The organism is Acinetobacter sp. RW6, assembly GCF_041956835.1.
Classification (GTDB): domain Bacteria; phylum Pseudomonadota; class Gammaproteobacteria; order Pseudomonadales; family Moraxellaceae; genus Acinetobacter; species Acinetobacter calcoaceticus.
In genome coordinates this window covers 1176964-1200971 of sequence record NZ_CP167121.1, presented here as the reverse complement: position 1 = coordinate 1200971, position 24008 = coordinate 1176964, and the positions used below count along the sequence as shown (strand labels likewise).

The following is a 24008-nucleotide window of genomic DNA, read 5'->3' as shown; positions in this document are numbered from 1 at the left end:
AGGTTTAATTTCCTTTATTTAAAAATCGGTAAATAAACATTCCTAATAACATTGCGACAATAAAATAAAGCGCTTCAAAATGTCCTAACCCAATAAGCGTTAAGGCGGGCGCTGGACATATGCCTGCTATTCCCCAGCCTATACCAAAAATAAAAGCACCAACAATTAACCTTTGGTCAATCTGTGTAGTCATTGGTAATTGAATTTGTTCATTAAAAAGTGTTTTTGGATTTTTAATCGCTTTTTGAAATGGAATAAATGCCACAGCAATAGCACCTAACATTACAAACATTAAGCTGATATCCCACTGTCCAAATATATCTAGAAAACCTAATACTTTTTCAGGATTAGACATGCCCGAGATCATTAAACCCAATGAAAACAAGCTACCAAATATAAAAGCAAAAATGTTTTTCATAGGATTACCCCAACACATGACGAATGATATAAACCATTAACATGCCAGCAAACATAAAAACTGCTGTCGCTATCATCGAGCGTTTTGATAACCTGCTCATGCCACAAATACCATGACCGCTTGTACAACCAGATCCTAACCGTGTTCCAAAGCCAACAAGTACGCCTGCTAAAATAAGTGCATATGTGTTGGCTTTAATTTCAATTTCAGGCTGATAAAAATAACCATATATGAAAGGTGTGATCACTAGTCCAGCAATGAACCAGAATGCAGAACTTTTAAAGGTCTCTCTAGTTGGATTAATGATTTGAGCAAGCAATCCACTAATTCCAGCTACACGACCATTTATATATAAAAATCCAACTGTTGCGATGCCGAGTAACAAACCACCCAAAAAGGCATAGACAATATGTGACATATAACCACTCTTAACAATATATGTTTTTATAATCTGTATTATACGCTGATTCTTTTAGAAATACTTAAAATAAGACTCCCAAGTATATAATTCTTCTTAACAAGAAAAAGCCCCAAGATTTTGGGGCTTTTATCATTAAATTAGATCTTTAATGCCTAATTGTTCAGGCAACTTTTCCATGACTTTATTCAATCTATTATTCGCAGGAGACATGCAACCTGTGTAATGGCTTAATTTTGTTTCTGTGCCATTTGGTTGAATCCAAGAAATGTAATAACTAGACATATCGGTAGCGGTTTGCTGACATCCACCAGTTTTCGCTTGTGTGCCTGTTTCTGGGCGATAAGTTTTTAAATCATCTGCAAGTTTTTGATAGTCTTTTACACTGCCTTGAATTTCTTTAACACCTATAGCTTTAGTATATTGTTTGCCTTCAAAGCGAATTAAACCCGTAGGTGCTACTTCTACTGAATAGATTGGGCATGCACCAAAGCATGGGCTAGAAGCATAACGAATAGTTTCTAGTGTATTCGGTGCTTGCTGAACAGAAGCACAACCCATCAAAGCTAAACCAGATAAAGTTGCAAGAACCAAAAATCTCATCGTATCACCTATTATTATCAAGTAGCTTTAATTTATCAAATCATACACTTCTTGTCATTAAAGACTATTTTTTGTGATAGTTTTCTTTAATTGATATAAATTCTTGCTTAGGCTATTTTATAGTAATGAAATATTATGATCAAAATCGCATAAAAAAAGGCCCATCTTGCGATGAGCCTTAAGCCAATAAAAGCTTAAAATCCTGAAATACAAATTATTACTGGGTAGTAATAACCTGCGACGACCATTCTAACGTAATGCTATAAATTATATAAATATAATATAAATATATATTTACGCTTGTTTTTTCAACAAAAAAAACCTGATTTTTAAGTGTAATAAGTTAATAATGTTTATTTCTAATTAAAATTCACCATCTTAAGTTAAACAAAACTTAATAAACAAATGAGATTTATTTATAGGTAAAACATTGTGAAAAAATATCTAACAGTTCGGCTACATCTAGTGTTCAAGGATTATCAATCTTAGGAATATTTTAGGTTTTGCAATAAGTTAAAGCACTTTTTTACTATTTGGTAAACCTATCTAGTTAAAATAATAGAACTTACTCCCAGGCTTTAATACAAAAAATATATTAAAGTTAAAGGCAAAAGAGAAATGCTCTCTTTTGCCTTATTGAATTATTGATCTAAGCTATAAGCGACTACATAATCACCATGATCAGGAGACTGACGAGCTCCGCCTGCCGTAACCACTACATATTGTTTACCTGTTTTCGGTGAAACATAGCTGATTGGGGTTCCTTGGCTACCCACTGGCATACGTGATTTCCACAGTTCTTTACCTGTAGATGAATCAAAAGCACGTAAGTAGTAATCTTGTGTTGCTGCAAAGAAGACCAATCCGCCTTGTGTTGCCATTGGTCCACCAATAGTTGGCATACCAATTGGTGCTTTTAAGCCCATTTTGATACCCATAGGTCCAGTATCCTGTACTGTACCAAGCGGTACTTGCCATGCAATCTGACGAGTTTTTAAGTCAATCGCAGTCATGGTACCAAATGGTGGTTTTTGACACGGAATGCTAAGCGCCGACATAAAGCGGTTTTTATTCACTTTATATGGTGTACCTTTCATTGGCACAGCGCCCATACCCGTATTTACTTTCTCTCCACCACTCGCCTGAATCTTAATGTCTTCAGGGGTTTGTTCCATTAACTGAATCCATAACCCAAGACGCATATCGTTTACGAACATATAGCGATGTGTCGGATCAAATGCAATGCTACCCCAGTTCATACCACCCAAAGAACCTGGGAAGCTTAATGAAACGTCAGTACCTGGTGCAGTAAATAAACCTTCGTAACGCATTGACTTGAAGTTAATACGGCACATGAGCTGATCAAACGGCGTTGCACCCCACATATCTGATTCAGTTAAAGTCTGATTACCAATTTGAGGCATTTCAACTGAACGTGGTTGAGTTGCACTGTATTGCTCACCCGGAATATTTGCAGGCTTAACTGGCTGTTCAATCACTTTAGTTAATGGTTTACCAGTTACACGGTCAAGTACAAAGAATTGGCCTGATTTGGTTCCAATGACAACAGCAGGTTTCGTCGTACCATCTTTTAATGGGAAGTCGACTAGACTCGGTTGCATTGGTAAGTCAAAGTCCCATAAATCATTATGAACAGTTTGATATACCCACTTTTCTTTACCTGTTGTTGCATCAAGTGCCAAAACAGAAGTGTTATATTTATGATCTAACGTATTACGATTACCACCCCAAATGTCGACAGATGAACTACCCATAGGTAAGAACACCGTATTCATTTGCGGATCATAAGACATTGCAGCCCAAGAGTTTGCTGAACTACGTTTATACGTTTCACCCGGTTTAAGAACATAGTTAGGGTTCGGATTACGTGCGTCAAATGCCCAGCGAAGTTTACCGGTAATCACGTCATAACCACGAATAACACCACCCGGCATATCTGCGGCAACGTTATCGGCAATACGGCTACCTACCACAATGGTTGTACCTGCAATAGTTGGTGCAGAAGTTACTTCAAAACGTGGAGCTTTAGTTCCAGCGCCAAGACCTTCTAACAGATCAACTGTTCCATTTACACCAAAGTCAGCACAGCGCTGACCGTTATCTGCATTGACTGCAATTAAACGACCATCAGGTGTATTGGTATATAAACGACGAGGACATGCGGTATTGTTTGCAACTGGAGTTATTGCATTTGCGCCAGCCAACGTTGGTTGTACAAGTGGCTTAGTCGAATCAAAGTATGCAACGCCACGGCAGCGCTCCCAAGCATCAGCTTTAGAATTCACTTCAGCTTTCCAGAGCTGTTTGCCTGAATCAGCATCGATTGCAAAAATGTTGTTATGTGGTGTACATAAAAAAACTTTATTTCCAACTTGTAGCGGGGTCATTTGGTCTTCCGCACCATTACCGCTACCCGTTGTAAAATCACCTGTTCTAAAACGCCAAGCTTCTTTTAGTTTATGAACGTTATCTCGGTTAATTTGATCGAGAGCAACGAAACGACTACCACCAGCATCATTTCCATAGTTTTCCCAATTCACCTGTTTTTTAGCAGGATCAACTGGCACTAAAGGTAGTTTTTCACCTGAACTTGCTACTGTTGGATGTGGTTGGAACATTTGATAGAACGCAATCAACATACCGACAACAACTAACCCACCAACTGCGTAAGATGAAGATGCCAAACCGCTTTGGAATTGGTAACGTCGAATTGAAGGTAAGGTAAATAACAATGCAGCAAATAGACCAGCAGGAAACATTAACCGCGAGAATAACGGCCAGAATTCCCAACCTGCATCAATCAGCGACCAAATTACGGTGCCAACAAAAACAGCCGCAAAAATCCAGACACCAAGCGCCTTTTTACGAAAAATACTAAATGCAGAAATTGTAATAAATAGTCCTGCGATGAGGAAATACCAAGATCCACCTAATGAAACTAGCTTTCCACCGCCTACGATGTAAAAAACACCAGTAGCCAATAAAACTAGGCCTAATAGAAAACACCATATTTTGAATAAGATATGAAACTTAGAATCTGACTCAGACATAGATCCTACTCCACATATACTGAACACAATAGTTCAAGCATTTGGGCCAGTTAAACTATGTCTAACCAGCCATCAACATTGTTAAAAATTGACTTTCACGCTAAGACCAGCCACCCAAGCATCATCGACCGCTTTTACACCAGCAGGTTGATGGATATATTGAATGTTTGGACGTAACATAACGGCCGGAGACCATTGATAGGTATAGTTCAACTCGACATTTAGTTCGTCGTCTTGAATTGGAATATAGTCAGATGCAATCGCATCATAGCTATAGTATCCACGGCTTTCGTTTGTCGCGATCTGCTTATCTTTAGCACGATCATTGACCACATAATTGGCAATACCAAAACCAATCGAATCGTTTGGACGGCTATCAAACGGCCCTTTATACCAAAGTGCAAGTTGTTGTGTACTTTGAACAAAGGTGGTTGCTTTATCATTTACAACACCGTTCAAGCTTACGTATAAACCACGTTTAGGGTCTTCACCTTTATGGGTAAGTTGCTGCTGAGCATTAATCCAGAAACTTTGTTTTCCGTCATGAACTTTGCCCGCAGTTTTAATGTCATTCGCTTCTGCGGTTGAATACAACGCCCCTACTTTATATTCACCCGGTAAGCCATTAAAAGCAGCAAGTTTTGGTTTCCATGCAAGCTCAACTGGTATGGTTGCGCCCTTCACGTTGTTCATATCTAGATTAAAACCATCACTGTTTGATTCGGTTTTAATGTTGTCTGGATTTACCTCATAAACACCCAGTCCCAATGTCCACTCAGGCGCAAACTGATATTTAACATTTGTAGCCCAAACACCAACTGGCGAGTTATACCAGATCGAACCGATTGATTTTCCTAACTGTCCACCGCAAAGCAATAAGTTCTGAAACTCGCATTGAGAACTATTAAAATCCTCTGACATGCCCATACGACCGAATTTGACCTGTACTGTATTATCAGCAAAACCCTTTTTCACCCATGCCTGAGACAGGCGCCAGATTTTACCGCGACCATAAATCTCTTGAGCATTGCCTAATTGGCTAGAACGCGGGTCTTTAATACGCTCGAGAGTTAGTGCATTCCCATCACGTTTAGTCACCACTAAACTGGCAGTTGTATCTTTCCATCCAGCAATTTTTTCTAAGTCGAAGTTTGCACCTAAAGAAAGTTGTGCAGCATTTTCAAAAGTATTGCTGTCGTTGTAACCACCATCTAAATTTGTGGCAGCTTGGCTCATAATAGAAGCTGTAAATTTATAGCCTTGTTGCTCTAGCTGCTGGCGCTCACCATTCCAGTCGCCAAGTAACCATTGACGGTCTTGTGACCACGGCTCATTCGCAAGCGCAAATTGGCTACCCAATACAGCGATTGTTAATACACTCAGTTTCATTAAATTCGGCATTTTAAGTCCCTTTTATCATTTCTATATTTCTATGCTGCGCCTCAGTTTGAGGCGCTTTCCTTATTGTTATTTAACACTTGTAAAACCAAGCTCAGAAGTTGCACCAAAACGATCAGTAATATTCGCTGTAATTGAGGCAACTTTTACAGTTGGCTTCCAATTTGCTTTTGCGATTCCTTGTGCATCTGTAGCAACTGTTATTGCCCCTAAATATTGCTCGGCTTCTTTTGATACCGCATTTTGATTACCAAAAAATTCAACTTGGTAACGTTGATTTGGTAAACCATTAACTTCTACTGCAACTGAACCTTTATTCGCAGTTAATTTAGGAGCTTTAATACCCTGATTAGGTTGAGCATTACAGCCTTGTTGATTTGGTTGAGTACATGTTTTTTGTTGTTTAGATGGATCAACAACTACACCACCACCACGAGAACCTACAAATCCTTCGTGCTCAAGTGCAGGTACACCAAATACAATTGCACCTAAACGCTGATTCGGTACACATGAACCACCCGCCTCACAGCGCTTAATATCTTTACCATTGTCCCAAATCAGGTTTTTAGTCAATGTAATTTTTGCATTTGCATCTTTTTCCGAACGAATCGCGACCCCAATACGGTTACCATGAACTCTGTTGCTATCGAGAATGTTGCCATCACCTGTCATGTTGAAACCAATCGAGTTATTGGTCATTTCATTGTAGGCAATATAGTTACGCTTACCCCAGTTAATCTGTAAGCCATCCGAATAGTTTTCGAATTTATTACCGACTACGGCATTGTCATTACCCCACAAAATTTCAATACCTTGTGATGGCTCTGGGTTTGCTTTAGTTGAAACAAAATGGTTATTTGCAATCAGGTTAAAAGCAGCACCACGGGTTAGTTCTAAACCATCGCCATTATCTTGGAAGATGTTGTCTAAAACTTTGTTGTTATTGGTCGTGGTTGCAGTTGGATTACCTTGACCATCATCACCAGTAAGCATGACACCAGCACCACCGTAGTTATTGCTAATACGGTTGTGCTGAATGAGATTATTGCTTGAACGGTTGATCAATACACCAATACAGAAACGATGAATATCTAGACCTTTTAACGTGACGTTATTTACATCGCGTAGTACTAAGCCCGGTAAAGTCATCGTACGCACATTGGTCCCATACTGTTCAGGGTTTGCGCCTGGGCAAGCTTTCGCACCTTCGCCTTTAATATAATTTGAACCATCGATCGCAATATATTCACCAGTTTTATCCCACTGGGTACCAATGATTTTGACCGGTGCTTTAATCTCAGGAAGCGCGCTGTTTAATTTGATTGCATAAGGTGCTTTGCCCACTGCCTGAATCAAGATTTCGCTCGCATCGGCTGGGTTAGCATTGGCTTGCTCAATTGCCCAACGTAAAGAACCTTTATTGCTGTCGTCCTGATAACGGTCAACAACATAAGTTTGAGCCGCGGCTACACCTGAAACCATCAAACCTAATGCAAGAGTAGTTAAACGTAATGTATTCATTTCATCATGTCCTTATGATTTATGGATTTGTTGGTTGAACGGTTTTTAAAATCTGTTTGAGCTTAGTCACATCAATTTGCCCCGGTGCAGAAGCCTCACCAATCATGCCAAAGCTATAACTTCCGCCCATATTGGCTGTCGCAACACGAGAAATCGTACCTAGTTGGCCCATTGACATGGTCAATAAAGGTTTAGTGGTTTGCTGACTTACTTTTAAAGTCGCGTTCATTAGAGTGAAAACGTCTTGTTTAGATTTTGGCATTACTGCAATTTTGAGAACATCTGCGCCCATCTGATCTTGTTTTAACAAGCGCTTTTCAATTTCATCTTGGCTTGGTGTTTTCTGAAAGTCGTGATTAGACATTACAACCAGCACTTTCTTTTGATGTGCTTTTTGAACAATTTCTGAAACTACTTTTTGATCACGAAACATTTCAACATCTAACCAGTCCATGAAAGGATTTTTTAAGTAAGCCTGATAGGTCTTACCATAATCCGCATCACTAATTTCAAGTTGACCACCTTCGTTTTTAGTACGAATTGTGGCAATCATTGGCTTATTGCCTAAGATCTTTTTTAATTCATGACCTAACGCAATCACTTGTTTTGTATCACTAGCAAAACTCAATAAATCGATACGGAATTCTGCCAAATCAGCATCTGCTGTATTTGCAATGACTTGAGCTTGTGCCAAAGCTTGTTCTTTAGTTTTTGCAGTAATCGGAACAATCGTTTTAACAGCTGTACTCGCAGGTTGTGTTTGAGCAGCTAAAGCGACAGGTTCAGCATTCACCTGCGCTGTAAAACATGGAAGTGCAAGCAAACTTAAGCTTAATAATGTTTTCATGTTCATATCATTCATCCTTGAAAAAGGCTACACGCATCCATGGGCGATCATGTGTAGCCTTAGGTGTTTCTTAAATATCAAAAAATACGGTTTCGTCATCGCCTTGAATACGAATATCAAAGCGGTAAACAACTTCACCATTTTCTTCAAAACGTTTCGCAATAAGTGTTTGACGACGTGGTGCCCATTCAATGCTATTTAAAATTGGGTCATTGGCATTTGCTTCTGCTTCATCTTCAAAATAAACACGCGTATTAAGACCTAAATTAATACCACGAGCAAAAATCACTAAAGCAATATGAGGTGCCTGAGTTGAACCTTTACGCCCTGCAGTTGCGCCCGGTTTAATTGTATTGAAACTCCAAATACCCGTTTCAAAGTCTGCACCAGTACGGCCCCAACCTTGAAAAGCTGGGTCAGCTTTTTGCTCACGTGTATCAGCCTGACTTGGGTAAATACCATTTGCATCGGCTTGCCAAATTTCGATAAGCACATCGCGTAGAGGTAAACCTAACCCGTCAAATACTTGCCCTTCAAGACGGATACGCTGACCTTGGGTCTGGTCTTGTACAAGCTGGTTATTAAAGTTGTTTTCAAAAACTTCGATATTTGCTTGTTGTGGTAACAAACCAATGTGAACGTAAGGACCACCCGTTTGAGATGCAGTTTCTTTTAATTCCTGAAAATTCCAGTTATTCATGCTAAGGCTCCTGATTAAGTCAATTCGTTTTCGAAGTAAGTCGCTCGACGTCCACGTAAAGTGATGTCAAAACGGTAACAACGGCTATCAGCTTCGATAAAGTTGTTTTTATCTTCTAGTGCAATTAGTGCACGACGTTGATCTTCAGAAGGAATGGTTTTTAAAATCGGACAAGAGTCGATTAAAGTATCGCCTTCAAAATAAAACTGTGAAATCAGGCGTTGAGCCCAACCATCAGCAATTAAAGAGAAATGAATATGTGCCGGACGCCATTCATTAATACGGTTACGCCATGGGTACGGACCCGGTTTAATGGTACGGAAAATATAAAAACCATTTTCATCCGTTAATGTACGACCACAACCACCGAAGTTAGGGTCCATGGCGCCAATAAATTTATCGTTTGGATGACGGTAACGACCTGAAGCATTGGCTTGCCATACTTCTAAAAGCGCATTTTTTACAGGACGACCAAATTGATCACGAACATAGCCATGAACAATGACACGCTCACCAATTGGCAAACCATCTTTTGCATAGTTCAGAATCAAATCGTTATCTTTTGGACCGAACAGATTTGAAGAAAAATGCGGTGCAGTGACTTCAGTTAAAGTCTCGTTAATAGAGATCAATGCATTTTTTGGCGAACGTAATACACTTGTTTTATAACCTGGCGTATACGCTGGTGGATGATCATCTGTATTACGTTGGGCGTAAGCACCCCAGCTATGTTGTGACATCTTTATCTCCTTAATCCTGTTCTTTCGCTGCAACTGGGCTTACTTCTATCCCCAATTCTTTAAAGACTTCTTCAGCCATATGCATTGCAGCGTTTGCAGCAGGTAAACCTGCATAGAGTGAGCTATGTAAGATCAACTCTTTTAAATCTTCTTTAGTTACACCGTTGTTGAAGCAAGCACGTAAATGCATGCGTAGTTCATCTTCACGACCAAGCGCCAATAAAATTGCGATAGTCACTAAACTACGTGTGTGACGTGGCAAGCCTGGACGAGACCACACCTCACCCCATGCGTAACGGCTAATAAAATTTTGAAAATCTTGGTTAAAGTCATTCAAGTTCTGCAAAGACCGACCAACATGCTTTTCACCTAAAACTTCAGTCCGCACTTCAATGCCTTGTTTATAGCGTTCTTCATCATTCATTGTGATAGACCTCCATTAAGTTGCATCGGTATGCGCAACAAGTGATTTAACAAATACAGCAACAGCCGCAGCAGTCGCTGGAATCAGTAATAAACTGAGAATGGCAGTAAACGACCAATCATTGCCGAGTAATACGGCACCAATCCAAGCGCCAAATACCGCACCGAAACGCCCAATACCCGTCATCCAAGACACACCCGTTGCACGGCATTGAGTTGGATAAAAACGTGCACTTAAAGCTGGCATTGAAGATTGCGCACCATTAATTGCGATACCTGCACAAAGCACCAATACAGCAAGTAATGTTGAGTTTCCTAAGCTTTGACCGACAGCAATCGCAAATAGACCTGCGGCGAAGTAGAAAATAGCAATCACTCGGTTCGGGTTGAATTTGTCCATCGCCCAACCAATGAATAATGCACTCACCACACCACCGAACTGGAACAACCCACCAATAAATGCAGCACGCTCCATTGAAGCACCTGTTTCACGCATGAGTGTTGGTAACCAGCTTGTAAGCAAGTAAACAACGACTAAGCCCATGAAATAGGTCAACCAAAGCAAAAGTGTTCCTTTCGCATATGGTTTAGAAAACATAATTCCAAAAACATTTTTCTTTTGAGCTGTTTCAGTTTTCTCTTCTGGAACATAAAAAGTGCTTACGTCTTTAACTTGAGTTGGCGCAATATGATTTAAAATTTTGCGTACTTTCTCTGGGTCTTTACCTTTAACAATTAAAAAGCGGTAAGACTCAGGTAAAACGAAAATCACTAAAATCATTAAAATCAGAGGTGACCAGCCACCCAGCAAAAATAGACTGTGCCAACCGTAAGTCGGAATGAGCCAGCTACTAATAAAGCCACCTGTTGCCATACCTAAGTTGTAGCCACAGAACATACATGTCACCAATAGTGAACGAATGCGTGTTGGACAATATTCAGAGAATAATGTGGTGGCATTTGGCATAGCTGCACCCAGCCCAATACCTGTCAAAAAGCGCAATACAACAAGGCTATCCAGATTTGTGGCATAGGCAGATGCCAAGGTAAAACCACCAAAAATAAGCATTGAAACGGCCAAAACAATTTTGCGACCGAAACGGTCAGCTGTCGGGCCAGAAACCAAAGCTCCAATAATCATTCCGCCAAGTGCAGCACTCATTACTGGGCCTAACTGAGAACGATCAACGCCCCAGTCCTGAGCCAAAGCTGGAGCGATAAAGCCCATTGCAGCAGTATCGATCCCATCAGTAAAAATAATTAAGAAACAGATGATTGCGATCATCCATTGATACTTACTGAGTGGAGCATCATTAATCAGTGCTTGAGCATCGATACTTTTGTTTGGTGCAGCGTAATCCTGAGACGCCATATTTGCCTCCTTAAGGCCAATTCCTTTTAAATCACTAAGCTATTAGATTTGCTGAATAAACCTAGTCAATTCCTGAGTAAATCTTTGTGGTTGTTCAATATTAGAAAGATGAGATGCATCCACTTTCGCAAGTTGGCTATTGTTGATAGCACGCTGCATAAACTCAGCATCTGCTACGGTAGTTACCGGATCGTATGTTCCTGCAATCAGCAGTACCGGAATCTGGATTTGTGCAATTTCATCTCTTAAATCAGCATGTGCTAAAGCACGACATGCATTGGCATAACCTTGTGCTGGTGTGTTTGCGAGACTTTGAATCGTCGTTTGTGCAACCACATTATGTTGATAGTCGAATTTTTCACTAAACCAACGTGTGTGCGTGGTTTTAACCAATTCAGCTAAACCATTTTGTTCTACAGATTCTGCACGGCTTAACCAAGCATCAGCTTGACCAATTTTAGCTGCCGAGTTCGCTACAGTAATGCTGTGAAAGCGCTCTGAGTAATGAATACCTAACCAAAGCCCTGTAATTCCACCCATTGAAATGCCACAAAAATGAGCTTTTTCAACATTTAAGGCATCTAAAATATCAACAACATCTTCTGCTAAGTTTTGCAATGTGGTGTCGCTAATTACATCACTTTCACCATGGCCACGTGTGTCATATGTAATGACATTAAAATGACTTTTTAATTCATTTAACTGTGGCTGCCACATCCCATGGTCTGTTCCTAACGAATTAGAAAACACAAGCACAGGAGCATCTTTTAAGCCTTCACTATAAACAGCTAGCTGTTTACCTTGACGATTGCTAATAGTCTGTTTCACTTTGACTCTCCTTGTGCTTCTTGCAAAACTGCATCAATCTGTTGCTGAATGTTGCCTAAATAGTTTTCTGGTTTAAATATTTCCACAATTTCATCTTGGCTGAACTGTGCTTTTACTTCATCTAACTGACTAACAACTTGAGATAAATGCTGGTTTTGAGCCACGGCTGTTTTACAAGCTGCTTCAACAACATGATGAGCAGTTAAACGTCCAATTTTTGGAGCAAGTGCCATCATGACAGCTTCCGCCATAATCAGACCGTTCGTACATTCAAGGTTTCGTTGCATATGCTCAGCATTAACTTCAAAACCTTGTAAAACTTCACCAGTACGGCTTAATGCTCCAGCACAAAGCTGAAAAATTTCAGGGATTGCCAGCCATTCTGCATGCCACGCGCCTAAGCTACGCTCATGTTCCTGCACCATACTTTGATAGATGCTAGACATAAGTGCTGGTACGCGATTCGCTGCTGCAAGTACTGAAGCTGCTGCAACTGGATTACGTTTGTGTGGCATGGTTGATGAACCACCACGACCTTTTGCAGTTGGCTCAAACAATTCAGCAATTTCTGTTTGCATCATGAGTGACCAGTCACGAGCCATCTTGCCTGTGTTACCAACAATCATGCCGAGCACACTTGCGATTTCTACAATACGGTCACGCTCACCATGCCATGTGCTTGTGGGTACAGTCAGATTCAACTGCTTAGCAAATGCACTGACCACAAGTGAACCTTGATCTTGTAAAGAAGCTAATGAACCAACAGCACCGCCTAACTGGGCAGTGAATACACGTGGTTTCATTGCTTGTATACGGTCCAAATCACGTTTGAATGCAGAAGCCCAACGTGCAAGCTTATGTCCTAAAGTAATTGGCAAAGCTTGCTGTAACCATGTACGCCCAATCATGACCTGATGGCGATATTGCTTAGCTTGTTGTAATGCAGTGGTGTAGCACTGTTGAAGTTGTGCTTCCACAATGTTCAACGCATCACGGCATTGCAAAATACATGCTGTGTCTAAAATATCTTGACTGGTTGCTCCCCAATGCACATAACGTGAAGCATCTTCATCGACATCTTTAACAATTGCTGTAAGTTGTTTTACAAATGGAATTGCGATATTTCCTGCTAAGCCAGTTGCAACTGCTAAAGCAGGAAAGTCAAACTTTTCTAGTGCTTGTTCAGCCACTTGTGCAATTGTATTAGCCGCATTTTGAGGAATCACGCCAACTTGTGCCTGTGCTTGAGCTAACGCAGCTTCAACCTGAATCATGTATGTGATTAAAGATGAATCACTAAAGATGTCAGTGACGTCTTTTTGATAAAACAAGCTGGCATATAACTGGCTCATGATTAGACTCTCTCAATAATGAGTGCAATACCTTGGCCTACACCAATACACATTGAACATAAGGCATAACGACCGCCTGTTTGCTCAAGCTGGTTTAAGGCTGTGGTCACTAGGCGTGCACCTGAAGCACCTAACGGATGGCCCAATGCAATTGCACCACCGTTTGGATTGACCTTGTCAGAATCATCTGGCAAACCTAAATCACGAGTCACTGCTAATGCTTGCGCAGCAAAGGCTTCATTGAGCTCAATCACATCCATCTGATCTAAAGTCAGATTGGCTTGTTTAAGAAGCTTTTTGATTGCAGGTGCTGGAGCAAAACCCATAATGCGTGGTTCTACACCTACCGCTGTTGAAGCAATGATCTTGGCACGCGGTTTTAGGTTGTAGGCCTGAACTGCATCATCAGAAGCAATCAGTAGTGCTGCTGCACCATCGTTAATGCCCGAAGCATTTCCCGCAGTGACTGTGCCATCTGCTTTTACAACTGGTTTAAGCTTACTTAAAGCTTCAAGAGTGGTCGATGCACGTGGATGTTCATCGGTGTCAATCACAACCGCATCACCCTTACGCTGAGGGATTTCAACTGCCACGATTTCTTTAGAAAAAAAGCCTTTGGCTTGCGCGCTTGCGGTGCGTTGTTGGCTCACCAAGGCAAACTGGTCCTGATCTGCACGATTCACGTTAAACTGTTCAGCCACGTTTTCGGCAGTCTGGGGCATGGTGTCTACACCATATAATTCTTTAAGTTTTGGGTTAATAAAACGCCAGCCCATGGTGGTGTCTTCAATCTTCTGGCTACGGCCAAAAGCACTGTCTGACTTACCCATCACATAGGGTGCACGGCTCATGCTTTCCACACCACCTGCAATAACCAAATTCGCTTCACCTGCTTTAATAGCACGGGCAGCAATGGCAATCGCATCGAGTGAAGAACCGCATAAACGGTTAATAGTGGTTGCCGGTACCTGATACGGTAAACCAGCAAGTAGTGCTGACATACGGCCGACATTACGGTTGTCTTCACCCGCTTGGTTAGCACAGCCATAGATCACATCATCGACCTGTTCCCAATCTACATTCAGGTTACGCTGCATTAAAGCTTTAATCGGCACAGCGCCAAGGTCATCGGCACGGACAGGAGCAAGACCACCTGCATAACGGCCGAATGGAGTACGGATAGCATCGATGATATAAGCGTTTTTTAATGTCATTTCCTACTTCCTTACCCTTGTGTCGCATCAATCAAAGTTGCACCTGTCAAAGCCTGTAACTCATCAAAGCTAAGACCTTCTACTTTCTCAAGCACCTTTAAACCATCTTTGGTCACATCAATCACACACAGGTCCGTGTAAATACGGTCCACACAGTGCTTACCCGTTACCGGATAGCTCAGCTCAGCCACAATCTTGGGTTCACCTTGCTTGGTCACATGATCTGTGGTGATAAATACTTTTTTAGCACCCACAGCCAAATCCATTGCACCACCCACCGCAGGAATCGCATTCGGTGCACCCGTGTGCCAGTTCGCCAAGTCACCATTCGCTGCAACCTGAAATGCGCCAAGCACTGCAATATCAAGGTGTCCACCACGCATCATGGCAAATGAATCGCCATGGTGGAAAAAGCTGCCGCCTTCAAGCATAGTCACAAATTCTTTACCCGCATTAATCAGTTCAGGGTCTTCTTCACCTGCTGCTGGCGGTGGGCCAAAAGCCAACAGACCATTTTCAGAATGAAGGAAAATATCTTTATCGTTGGGTAAATAGCTTGCAATCTTGGTGGGTAAGCCAATGCCTAGATTTACATAGGCGCCATCTGGAATATCTTGTGCCACACGTTTTGCAATCTGGTCACGGCTGAGTTTCTGGTAGCTCATGTTATTTCTCCTTATTGCTTATTGTGCGGGCTGTACTTGAACAACGTGCTGTACAAAGATACCTGGGGTAATAATGTGCTCTGGATCTAACCCACCCAGTTCAACCACTTCAGAAACTTGAACAATGGTGACATCAGCAGCCATGGCCATAATTGGGCCAAAGTTACGGGCAGATTTACGGTAAACCAGATTGCCCCAACGGTCGCCCTTGTAAGCTTTAATCAAGGCGAAGTCAGCCTTAATCGGATATTCAAGTACGTAGTCTTTACCATCAATCTCACGGGTTTCTTTGCCTTCAGCTAAAAGTGTGCCAAAGCCAGTTGGGGTAAACACAGCCCCAAGTCCCATACCCGCTGCCTGAATACGGCAAGCCAGATTACCTTGCGGTACTACTTCAAGCTCTACTTTTCCGGCACGGTACAGTTCATCAAACACATAAGAGTCTGACTGACGTGGGAAAGAACAGATGACTTTTTTAACCGAACCGGCTTTAAGAAGTTTAGCCAGACCGTAATCACCATTACCAGCGTTATTGCTGACGATGGTTAGGCCTTTAACACCCAGTTCAATCAGTCCGTCAATGAGTTCAGCGGGTTGTCCTGCGGTACCAAAACCACCAATCAGGATGGTTGCTCCATCTTTAATCTGCGATAGAACCTCGCTAAGAGAGGACTTACTTTTGTCAATCATTAGACAACTCCATTGTGCTCATTGAAGAAGAGATAGGTAAGAGAGTTAGGCACACTGAGGCGAGAAGAATAGATAAATATTTCACTCAATCCCGAGTGTTTCCCTTAGATTTCCCTTTTAATCATTCTTGATAATTTTTATAATTTGATCTAGTTATCCTGCTATGGTTTTGTTCGCTATAAGTTATTTTTGTTCGATGATCGAACATTATCTAAGATAGTTGTACAATCTTGATAAATCGTAAAACTTATCAATGTAAAAGAATATGAGTTGTTATAAATAGATATGTAGAAAATTTGCTTAGACGATTTAATCATCCAAGCAATTTAAAAAATAATAGAATTAAGATTGAGATTGGAGAATCAAACGCGCAAGTTCTAAATCATCGGGATAGGTAATTTTTATATTATCAGAACGCCCCATCACGACCCGTACAGTTTCACCCATATATTCAAGTGCACTTGCTTCATCTGTAATAGTGACGTTATTTTCTAAAGCATGCTCAATTGCTTTTTTGAGTTTACCAATTTTAGTAATTTGAGGCGTTTGAGCTTGCCATAATGAATCTCGGCTTACTGTTTTATCAATATGATCGCCTGTTTGAACCTGCTTTAAAGTATCACGAACAGGAATTGCTAAAATAGCACTATCATTTGATTCAATTGCCTTTGCCACAAGTGCATTTAAACAATCAACTGTTACACAAGGTCGAGCTGCATCATGCACAAGAACCCAATCATTTTCATCAGCAAAATTTAAAAGATGATTTAACGCATTTAATACCGAATGAACTCGCTCAGCCCCACCAGTGCAAAAATGCGCCTTATCTATATCTTGAAATGCAAGAGTCTGAGCAAAGGTATCTTGTGTACCAATAGCCAAAACATAACCATTTAACGGAAGTTGACTTATACGCCGAATAGTGTGTTCTAAAACAGTCCTATCCTGAATATATTGGTACTGCTTCAATTCAGTTTTAGAAAATCGACTTCCTGATCCTGCAGCGGGTATAACTGCCCATAATTTAGTCTGGGATATCTGGGGATGCAGGTGTCTCATTCGTTTCCAAATCAACTTTAGCGTTCGGGTCAATATAAATAGGCTTGTAATGGGTACTGATTGTACTCATTTGAACAAATGTCTCGTGAGGTTTAACCAAACCAAGATCAAGGCGAGCATGTTCTTCTATAGCTTCTGTACCGTTTTTCAGGTCAAAAACTTCTGCCGCCAAAATTCGGTTTCGTTCTTTAAGCTCTTCATTTACTTCAGCTTGCTGCTGAATTTGTTGCATGAGAGCTTGATGAGGGATATAGCCACCCTCACCTAACCAAAATTGATATTGCAGTATAGCTACTAGAACAATAACAAGTAGCAATATCAGTTTGCTTGAAGTGGATCGAAATACTTCTAACATATCATTAAGATTTTTAATTAAAAACTTTCGTTAAGATTTTGTATTGTATAGTAATTAACAAACAACATGCGCAATTCCTGCAAAAATTTAAGCAAAATTATTAATGGGCATATTACTTTAATTGACCATTGTGACATGTTTCATTTTGTCAAAAATGAATGGAATTTGAAAGGGAAATAATATTTATAAGTACAATTGTTTATAAATCAATCTACCTCCCCCCAACCAAAGTACGAGTAGGTGAATCAGCTCTAGAATCAAATTTTTTGAACTCCCCTACAAACCCAAAGTCCTTACCTTAGCCATGGAGTTACGGTCAAACCAATTAAAATTCCTTCAGGGCTTAAGAACCGTGTAACCGCTTGCCCCCAAGGCTCTAATCTATTATTTACCAGAAGCTCATAACCTTTTGAAATCATTTCATTTGATGCCACTTTCAAATCTTCAACTTCAAATTCAATCCAACTTTGAGGAATATTCAAATTATCTGGCCAAACATTTTGACCAAAACAAGAATCAGCCGCTTGGGATAAAGGCCATAATGCAAAGTGTTTTACTCCTTCTAATCCACCCTCATCAATTAGCATATAAGATTCATTCCCTTCCAAATTCTTAAGCGGTAATCCCATAGTATTTAAATATAATTTTTTACTTATATGATCATCACGAGTTATGGGACCGAAACCTGCTACAAATAGAATATTTATTGGATGCATTATAATTAACCTCTTTATTTTAAAGTAAAGTTTACTTATATATAATTTAATTAAAATAATATATATTTATTTAAAATTTAAACCATAAAAGAGGACTTAAATATTTTTATATTTTACTTTTTCTATATTTCATTTCCAAACAAAGCTTTGATGATACAAAACAGATTTATTAATCAATATCATGTAAATCTAAACTTTCAGAACACCCATCAGCCTTATTTAAGATGTTGTTGTGCAATTAAGTCGTGGTTTCTCAGAGCTCGTACATAAAAAAACTTAAATCAAGTTTAGTTAGTTTTCATTATTTATCCGTGAAAATTGTTGTTCTAACATAGTTCTACCCCATTGGTCTCCTTGCCATTCATTGGTCAATTTAAAACCAAAATTTTCATAAAGCTTTCTTGCTGCGCTAAGACCGCTAAAAGTCCATAATTGAACAGCTGAAAATTGTTTTTGATCACAAAAATCTATTGCCTCTTTTAGTAGTTTTTTACCAACACCTTGTCCTCGACAATCGTCATTTAAAATAAACCATCGAAGATGAGCTTCATTATTCCCTAAATCTTCGCCATCAATTGCCACAGAACCAACAATTTGATTATTTTTAATTGCCAACCAAATATTATTAGGTTCTTTAGAAAGACGATTACAGAATTCAGCTAAATTCGTAGCAACTTTTCCTTCAAAGAAATACCCAAAATTATAATTTTCATGATAATAAATACCATGCATTTCAGCGATTCTACCGATCATACCTGCACGGTAACCACTCACAATTTCAACATTATTGTTATCTATAAGATCTTTATTATCTCGACAGTTTACTAAAGATTCAGCATACGTCGTCAGACCTTGAGCAATAACAAGTTGTTTAGAAGAGTTTAATTTTTCAATCGCTTGAACAACTCTCATCTCTCCATAATTATTAATTTTTCTTACAGTATCTACTCCTTTAGCAGTGAGTTTAATCACTTTTAATCTGGCATCATTCTTGTCTTGTTCTTCTATAATCTCCCCCGCCTTAATAAGTTTAACTAACATTCTACTAATACTTGATTTTTCCAGCCCCAAAATCTGTCCAAGTTGTACAGCGGTTAGTGAGCCCCTACTTTCAAGTTCGAGTAAAGAGTGGACAGCGGAAGGAGAATAATCGGTGGCAGCAAGAGTTGAACTCATAAAGCCTAATTCACGAACCATAATTCTTGATGAACTACGAATTTCATTAATAATTTTTTGATCAATCATTTCTACATATCCACAATATAGTTGCATAATACAACCATATTTATAAAAAAGAAGTCAAGATTTTCTTCAATTTATAAGACGAGTTAAAAATGCAATTAACTTTTAAATATAGAAAAGCCCTCATTAAAGGGCTCTTATAAATCGACTACTTATGAGAGTCTAAATCAGAAATTATAACGAACACTCAACGTTGCATTTCGGGGAATTCCCCAGTTCATTGAGTTGGCACCAATACCTTCATAATATTTCTCATCAAAAATATTATCGATATTAAATTGAAGTTTGATATTTTTATCTACTTGATAGCCAAGCATCGCACTTGCTAAAACATACGCATCTTGCTCAATACGGGCGCTTCCGCTACCTGTATAGTACTTACTCTTATAATTTAAGCCAAGTCCTGCACTCCATTGTTCAAGTTTGTACTTAACAAATAGATTTGAGGTTGTTCGAGAGTTTGTCGTATTAACCTTTGTGCCTTTTGCATCTTTTGCTTCAAAATTAGCAATTCCAAAGTTAACACCCCAATTGTCATTAATCTCGCCATCAGCTTCAAACTCAAAACCTTTACTTTCAACCCCATCTACAGCGCGATAGGCCTGCTCTGTGGTTTTTATACCATTGCGAATAATGAACGTGTCAGGTATCGATTCAGCAAAATTAGACTGCTCGATCCGGAATACTGACAACGCTGTATTTAAACGCCCTCCAAACCATTCGCTCTTTAAGCCAGCCTCATAACTCTTACCTGTAATCGGATCTATATATTGATCATTTATATCTTTACGTTCTTGAGGTTTGAAAATTTCTGTATAACTCGCGTATACAGAATGATCTTGGGCAAAATCATAAATAGCCCCAATATATGGTGCTAATTCATTATTAAATTCACGATTACCTTTATCATTTTCTGATTCATATTTCCAATTTGATAAGCGTGCCCCAGCAATAATTTTCAAAGGATCCAGAATCTGAAATTTACCAGCAATATATGCAGCAGTTTGTGTGGTTTCATTCAGCGCATTTTTACCGTTTAAAACAACAGGCTGAAGCAACTCTTGAGCCATATCATTATAATTAAGCGGACCACCTAAATATTTTTCAATGTCTTGGTTTGTGTTAGATCCACCAAAAATATCTTTTGTCTTTTCATTCTTATTCCACGATCCACCAATAATGATTTCTTGTGGACGATTAAAAAGCGTAAATGGAGCATTGATAAAAACATCAATATTGTTTTCTTCATTTGCAGCTTTTGCGCCATATACAGAAACATAATCAGGTTTATTCTTCTGATTATCATTTGGATTTTCTAATGGACTTGTATTGGTTGCCTTGTCTACTTTTCCAGCTGTATACAACAACATAGAAGCCGTATCTTCTTTACGGAAGGTATAAGCAATATTTAAATTAACGTCATTAAATAAATTCTGCTTTAAGTTTGCAAATACTGCTGTTGTATTTACATCCCAATATGTCCAAGGTGCACTTACTGTTAAGCTTCTAGAGAAATTGGTACGAGTCCCATCAGTATAAAAAGCAGGTGTACCGCCCCAACGAATACCATCACGATGTAACTCTTGATAAGTTGCACCAAGCGACATGCTTGTTTTATCACTCAAATCATAATCAACCGCACCATAAAATACATTGCGTTCTTTCTCATAGAAATCCATAAATGATTTTTCATCAGAATACTTTACAAACATACGGCCACGTAATGATCCATCAGCATTGAGCGGTGTGGAAACATCAGCTGAGCTACTCCAAGAATTCCATGAGCCTAAAGATGTGCTGACATTACCAGTGAGTTCTTTTGAGTTTGCATGTTTCCGAATCATGTTCAGCGCCATCGCTGGGTTTCCAGCACCTGTGGTTAGTCCATTGGCACCCTTTACGACTTCGACACGATCATAAATATCTAAATCTAAATCTCCAGTGCCTAAGTTTGTTGTACTAGGTATTCCATCAATTAAGTAATAATCCACCTCAAAACCACGTGCATAAACTTTTTGGCGCTCATCAGTACGTGAGGTTGAAACACCCGTAATATTGTTCATTAAATCTTGAAAAGAATCGATTTTTCGATCATCTAAATATTCACGGGTTAAAACTTTGACCGATTGAGGAGTTTCACGAAGAGATAAATTTAATTTTGTAGAAGTATTTGTGCTTTTTGCTGTATAGCTTCCCGAACCTTCAGTAATAGCCGGATTTTCTTGTTCTGCTTGTACTTTTATCGTTGCTAAAGTGGCTGTTTCGGTTTGTTCTGCATAAACAAATGAAGGGACCGTTAAAGCCATAGAAAGTGCTAAAGGGTGAACTCTAAATGCTTTTCTAAAGGGCGGATTGTACATAAGAAAATTCCATAATAACCAATGTGCTGTACCATATTTTTAGCCTTCCACTACCTTGTTCCTTGTTACACAGTAGTAAAAGTTCGGCACAAAAATTAACACGAATGATAATTGTTATCAACTTTAAGTTAATAATTATTCTTATTTGTTTAACTTAAATTATTAATCCATATTGCATTAACCATAGAATATGCTATCCACCCAAAACTCTGGATTTCTAACAAATTAGACGCAGATCCTGTTGACTAATGAAACTCAAACTATGATGCTTATATTATTGATTTAAAAAGATATAAAATAACTTCTAAATTAATATTGACTATGAAACTGCTCAAGAACAAGAGAAATAAAAAACTACACAGTATTTTCTTTTATATTTTATTATTCTTCATAAATCTCATAAAAGAGAATAAAGGTATAAACTGTAGTGCATAAAATTTTAGCATTTTCTTTAGCAAGCTTAGGTTTAAGCGCTTGTAATAATCCTACTGATGATAGCCCTTCAAAAATACTTAATATGGAGAGTAATCAGACACAATATACTTTAGCCACCCCCTATATATTTGAATATAACGAAATTGTATATACAATAAAAGCTGGACAAGCCCCTGATACTGCCCATTTAAAATTAAAAAACTTACTAAGAAAGATGCCTTCTAGCGATAATAATTTAGATATTTTAAAAACCAAACGTAAGGTACTTATTCACTTAGGCTGCCTTAAAGGAGCATATATAGTTACCGAAAAAATTCTAAATAAAACAGATAGTTCACAACTACAAGAGATGCAATGCATTTTGTTAAGAAAAATGAAAAAAGATGCTCATGAAATAAAAGAATGTTATGAAAAAACGGCTCATAGCTATTTAAACGAAATAAATTTAATTCCGAAGGCAGCTGTACGATATCAATATATATTGTGGGGACATTATGCAGCAATGTTCCATGCTGGCCATATAGAATATAGAGACAAACTTCAACAAATTATCGATTATCACAACATTGAGGATCACAAAAAAACATATCAACAAATGTATGAAAATATACTGAATGCCGGTGCTTTTCAAAAACGTTTAGATGCTATTCCGTATAGCCCGAATTGTCAGTAAAGTATATTAATGGATGTTATAAGCCACCATCCGCCTCAAAATTTTGGCTTGCTCGTGATAGAACCTAAAATAGTTGAGATTAAAAATAAAACAGTATAAGCAAAATCTTCTGTATCATCCGTAGCTAAATAAATTTTCCATAATTAATCCTAAACATAGAAAAAATTTTAATAAATTCTATATTTCTAAATATAAAAATTATGGAAACTAAATAATTAATCACCATAGATAAGATCATTTTCATCAACATTGATATAATCTGGCTGGGGATCCTTATCAAATTGTACAGCACATATTTTATCCTTACCTAAATTTTTTGCTTTTGCCACCCTATGCATACCATCCATTATTCTCCCCTGTGAACATATTATTATTGGATAGGACAGATCTGCTTCTTGAATTAGTAGCATATGATTAATAATATCTTGAGTAGTAGGATGAGAATCTGGATACCAATATGGTTCATTTAATTCTTTTATTTCTGATAGTAAAATTTCTTTTACTTTAAATTTTCTAGTTAAAGCTATTAAATTATCTACATCCCAAATATAAGTATCATTTTCAATTTTTCTAAAATGATATTGCTTTCTCATGATATAAAGTTCCTCATAAAATCCAAAAAATATTAAAACATATCATATATCTATTAATATTAGATATTGTAAAAATGAAGTACCATAATTCCTAGCTAATATAGAAAAAGACATTTAAAACTAAAATTCTAATAAATACACTTTCATCCTATTTGACAACTTCAACAATCATTCTGTCTTGCTATTTATCTAAAATTAAAACGTACGCTATATGTATTATTCTAATACATAGTTTGAAAAATAAAATTTATACAGAATCACAGAGAGTTCGAATTTTTAACCAATAACTACTTAAAAAGTATATTTTTTCTATTT

23 protein-coding genes are annotated in these 24008 nt (G+C 38.6%); 1 reads left to right on the top strand and 22 read right to left on the bottom strand.

The window, feature by feature from the left end; all coding sequences use genetic code 11:
* Nucleotides 1-4 precede the first annotated feature (4 nt).
* From ACB088_RS05635 to ACB088_RS05535, 21 genes are all read right to left on the bottom strand, one after another.
* Complete coding sequence (locus ACB088_RS05635) at nucleotides 5-418, bottom strand: DUF6691 family protein (protein WP_375038251.1); 414 nt, start codon at nucleotides 416-418, stop codon at nucleotides 5-7.
* Nucleotides 419-422: 4 nt separating this feature from the next.
* Nucleotides 423-836 carry a YeeE/YedE family protein gene (locus ACB088_RS05630; protein WP_375038250.1) on the bottom strand — a complete coding sequence of 138 codons (414 nt, stop codon included), beginning with the start codon at nucleotides 834-836 and terminating at the stop codon, nucleotides 423-425.
* Nucleotides 837-971: 135 nt separating this feature from the next.
* On the bottom strand, nucleotides 972-1430 hold the full coding sequence (locus tag ACB088_RS05625) for a DUF6438 domain-containing protein (protein ID WP_133748163.1): 459 nt from the start codon (nucleotides 1428-1430) through the stop codon (nucleotides 972-974).
* Nucleotides 1431-2080: 650 nt separating this feature from the next.
* Nucleotides 2081-4510: a glucose/quinate/shikimate family membrane-bound PQQ-dependent dehydrogenase gene (locus ACB088_RS05620; protein WP_375038249.1), complete on the bottom strand. Its 2430-nt coding sequence runs from the start codon at nucleotides 4508-4510 to the stop codon at nucleotides 2081-2083.
* Nucleotides 4511-4591: 81 nt separating this feature from the next.
* The gene (locus tag ACB088_RS05615) at nucleotides 4592-5911 is read right to left on the bottom strand and encodes a carbohydrate porin (RefSeq protein WP_375038248.1); all 1320 of its coding nucleotides are present in this window, start codon (nucleotides 5909-5911) and stop codon (nucleotides 4592-4594) included.
* Between the two features lie 66 nt (nucleotides 5912-5977).
* Nucleotides 5978-7429, bottom strand: a complete 1452-nt coding sequence (locus ACB088_RS05610) for a nitrous oxide reductase family maturation protein NosD (protein WP_375038247.1) — start codon at nucleotides 7427-7429, stop codon at nucleotides 5978-5980.
* A gap of 19 nt (nucleotides 7430-7448) precedes the next feature.
* Nucleotides 7449-8276, bottom strand: coding sequence for a type I 3-dehydroquinate dehydratase (aroD, locus tag ACB088_RS05605; protein WP_375038779.1), 828 nt, complete (start codon nucleotides 8274-8276; stop codon nucleotides 7449-7451).
* Nucleotides 8277-8346: 70 nt separating this feature from the next.
* The gene (gene pcaG, locus ACB088_RS05600; RefSeq protein ID WP_003652024.1) at nucleotides 8347-8976 is read right to left on the bottom strand and encodes a protocatechuate 3,4-dioxygenase subunit alpha; all 630 of its coding nucleotides are present in this window, start codon (nucleotides 8974-8976) and stop codon (nucleotides 8347-8349) included.
* Nucleotides 8977-8990: 14 nt separating this feature from the next.
* Nucleotides 8991-9716, bottom strand: coding sequence for a protocatechuate 3,4-dioxygenase subunit beta (pcaH, locus tag ACB088_RS05595; protein WP_003652026.1), 726 nt, complete (start codon nucleotides 9714-9716; stop codon nucleotides 8991-8993).
* Nucleotides 9717-9726: 10 nt separating this feature from the next.
* Complete coding sequence (pcaC, locus tag ACB088_RS05590) at nucleotides 9727-10140, bottom strand: 4-carboxymuconolactone decarboxylase (protein WP_005040148.1); 414 nt, start codon at nucleotides 10138-10140, stop codon at nucleotides 9727-9729.
* Between the two features lie 15 nt (nucleotides 10141-10155).
* Entirely contained in the window at nucleotides 10156-11511 is a 1356-nt protein-coding gene (locus ACB088_RS05585; protein ID WP_005040146.1) for an MFS transporter, read from the bottom strand.
* 42 nt (nucleotides 11512-11553) lie between these two features.
* Nucleotides 11554-12339: a 3-oxoadipate enol-lactonase gene (gene pcaD / locus ACB088_RS05580; protein WP_375038246.1), complete on the bottom strand. Its 786-nt coding sequence runs from the start codon at nucleotides 12337-12339 to the stop codon at nucleotides 11554-11556.
* Nucleotides 12336-13691 carry a 3-carboxy-cis,cis-muconate cycloisomerase gene (locus ACB088_RS05575; protein ID WP_375038245.1) on the bottom strand — a complete coding sequence of 452 codons (1356 nt, stop codon included), beginning with the start codon at nucleotides 13689-13691 and terminating at the stop codon, nucleotides 12336-12338. The genes pcaD and ACB088_RS05575 overlap by 4 nt, the downstream gene beginning before the upstream one ends.
* Before the next feature lie 2 nt (nucleotides 13692-13693).
* Nucleotides 13694-14905 carry a 3-oxoadipyl-CoA thiolase gene (gene pcaF / locus ACB088_RS05570; RefSeq protein ID WP_375038244.1) on the bottom strand — a complete coding sequence of 404 codons (1212 nt, stop codon included), beginning with the start codon at nucleotides 14903-14905 and terminating at the stop codon, nucleotides 13694-13696.
* A gap of 11 nt (nucleotides 14906-14916) precedes the next feature.
* Nucleotides 14917-15570 carry a 3-oxoacid CoA-transferase subunit B gene (locus ACB088_RS05565; protein ID WP_004643025.1) on the bottom strand — a complete coding sequence of 218 codons (654 nt, stop codon included), beginning with the start codon at nucleotides 15568-15570 and terminating at the stop codon, nucleotides 14917-14919.
* An 18-nt stretch (nucleotides 15571-15588) separates the two neighbouring features.
* Nucleotides 15589-16260, bottom strand: coding sequence for a 3-oxoacid CoA-transferase subunit A (locus ACB088_RS05560; RefSeq protein WP_003652034.1), 672 nt, complete (start codon nucleotides 16258-16260; stop codon nucleotides 15589-15591).
* A 342-nt stretch (nucleotides 16261-16602) separates the two neighbouring features.
* Nucleotides 16603-17319 carry a 2-C-methyl-D-erythritol 4-phosphate cytidylyltransferase gene (gene ispD, locus ACB088_RS05555; RefSeq protein ID WP_375038243.1) on the bottom strand — a complete coding sequence of 239 codons (717 nt, stop codon included), beginning with the start codon at nucleotides 17317-17319 and terminating at the stop codon, nucleotides 16603-16605.
* Nucleotides 17285-17674: a cell division protein FtsB gene (gene ftsB / locus ACB088_RS05550; RefSeq protein ID WP_004643028.1), complete on the bottom strand. Its 390-nt coding sequence runs from the start codon at nucleotides 17672-17674 to the stop codon at nucleotides 17285-17287. Before ftsB ends, ispD begins: the two co-directional genes overlap by 35 nt.
* A gap of 293 nt (nucleotides 17675-17967) precedes the next feature.
* Nucleotides 17968-18390, bottom strand: a complete 423-nt coding sequence (locus ACB088_RS05545; protein ID WP_151743678.1) for a glyoxalase — start codon at nucleotides 18388-18390, stop codon at nucleotides 17968-17970.
* 291 nt (nucleotides 18391-18681) lie between these two features.
* On the bottom strand, nucleotides 18682-19635 hold the full coding sequence (locus ACB088_RS05540; protein ID WP_375038242.1) for a GNAT family N-acetyltransferase: 954 nt from the start codon (nucleotides 19633-19635) through the stop codon (nucleotides 18682-18684).
* A gap of 164 nt (nucleotides 19636-19799) precedes the next feature.
* Nucleotides 19800-21992, bottom strand: coding sequence for a TonB-dependent siderophore receptor (locus ACB088_RS05535; RefSeq protein WP_375038241.1), 2193 nt, complete (start codon nucleotides 21990-21992; stop codon nucleotides 19800-19802).
* Between the two features lie 427 nt (nucleotides 21993-22419).
* Between ACB088_RS05535 and ACB088_RS05530 the strand changes: the two genes are divergently transcribed.
* Nucleotides 22420-23100, top strand: coding sequence for a hypothetical protein (locus ACB088_RS05530; protein ID WP_375038240.1), 681 nt, complete (start codon nucleotides 22420-22422; stop codon nucleotides 23098-23100).
* 215 nt (nucleotides 23101-23315) lie between these two features.
* Here ACB088_RS05530 and ACB088_RS05525 read toward each other — a convergent pair whose 3' ends face one another.
* Nucleotides 23316-23693, bottom strand: a complete 378-nt coding sequence (locus ACB088_RS05525) for a hypothetical protein (protein ID WP_375038239.1) — start codon at nucleotides 23691-23693, stop codon at nucleotides 23316-23318.
* Nucleotides 23694-24008 lie beyond the last annotated feature (315 nt).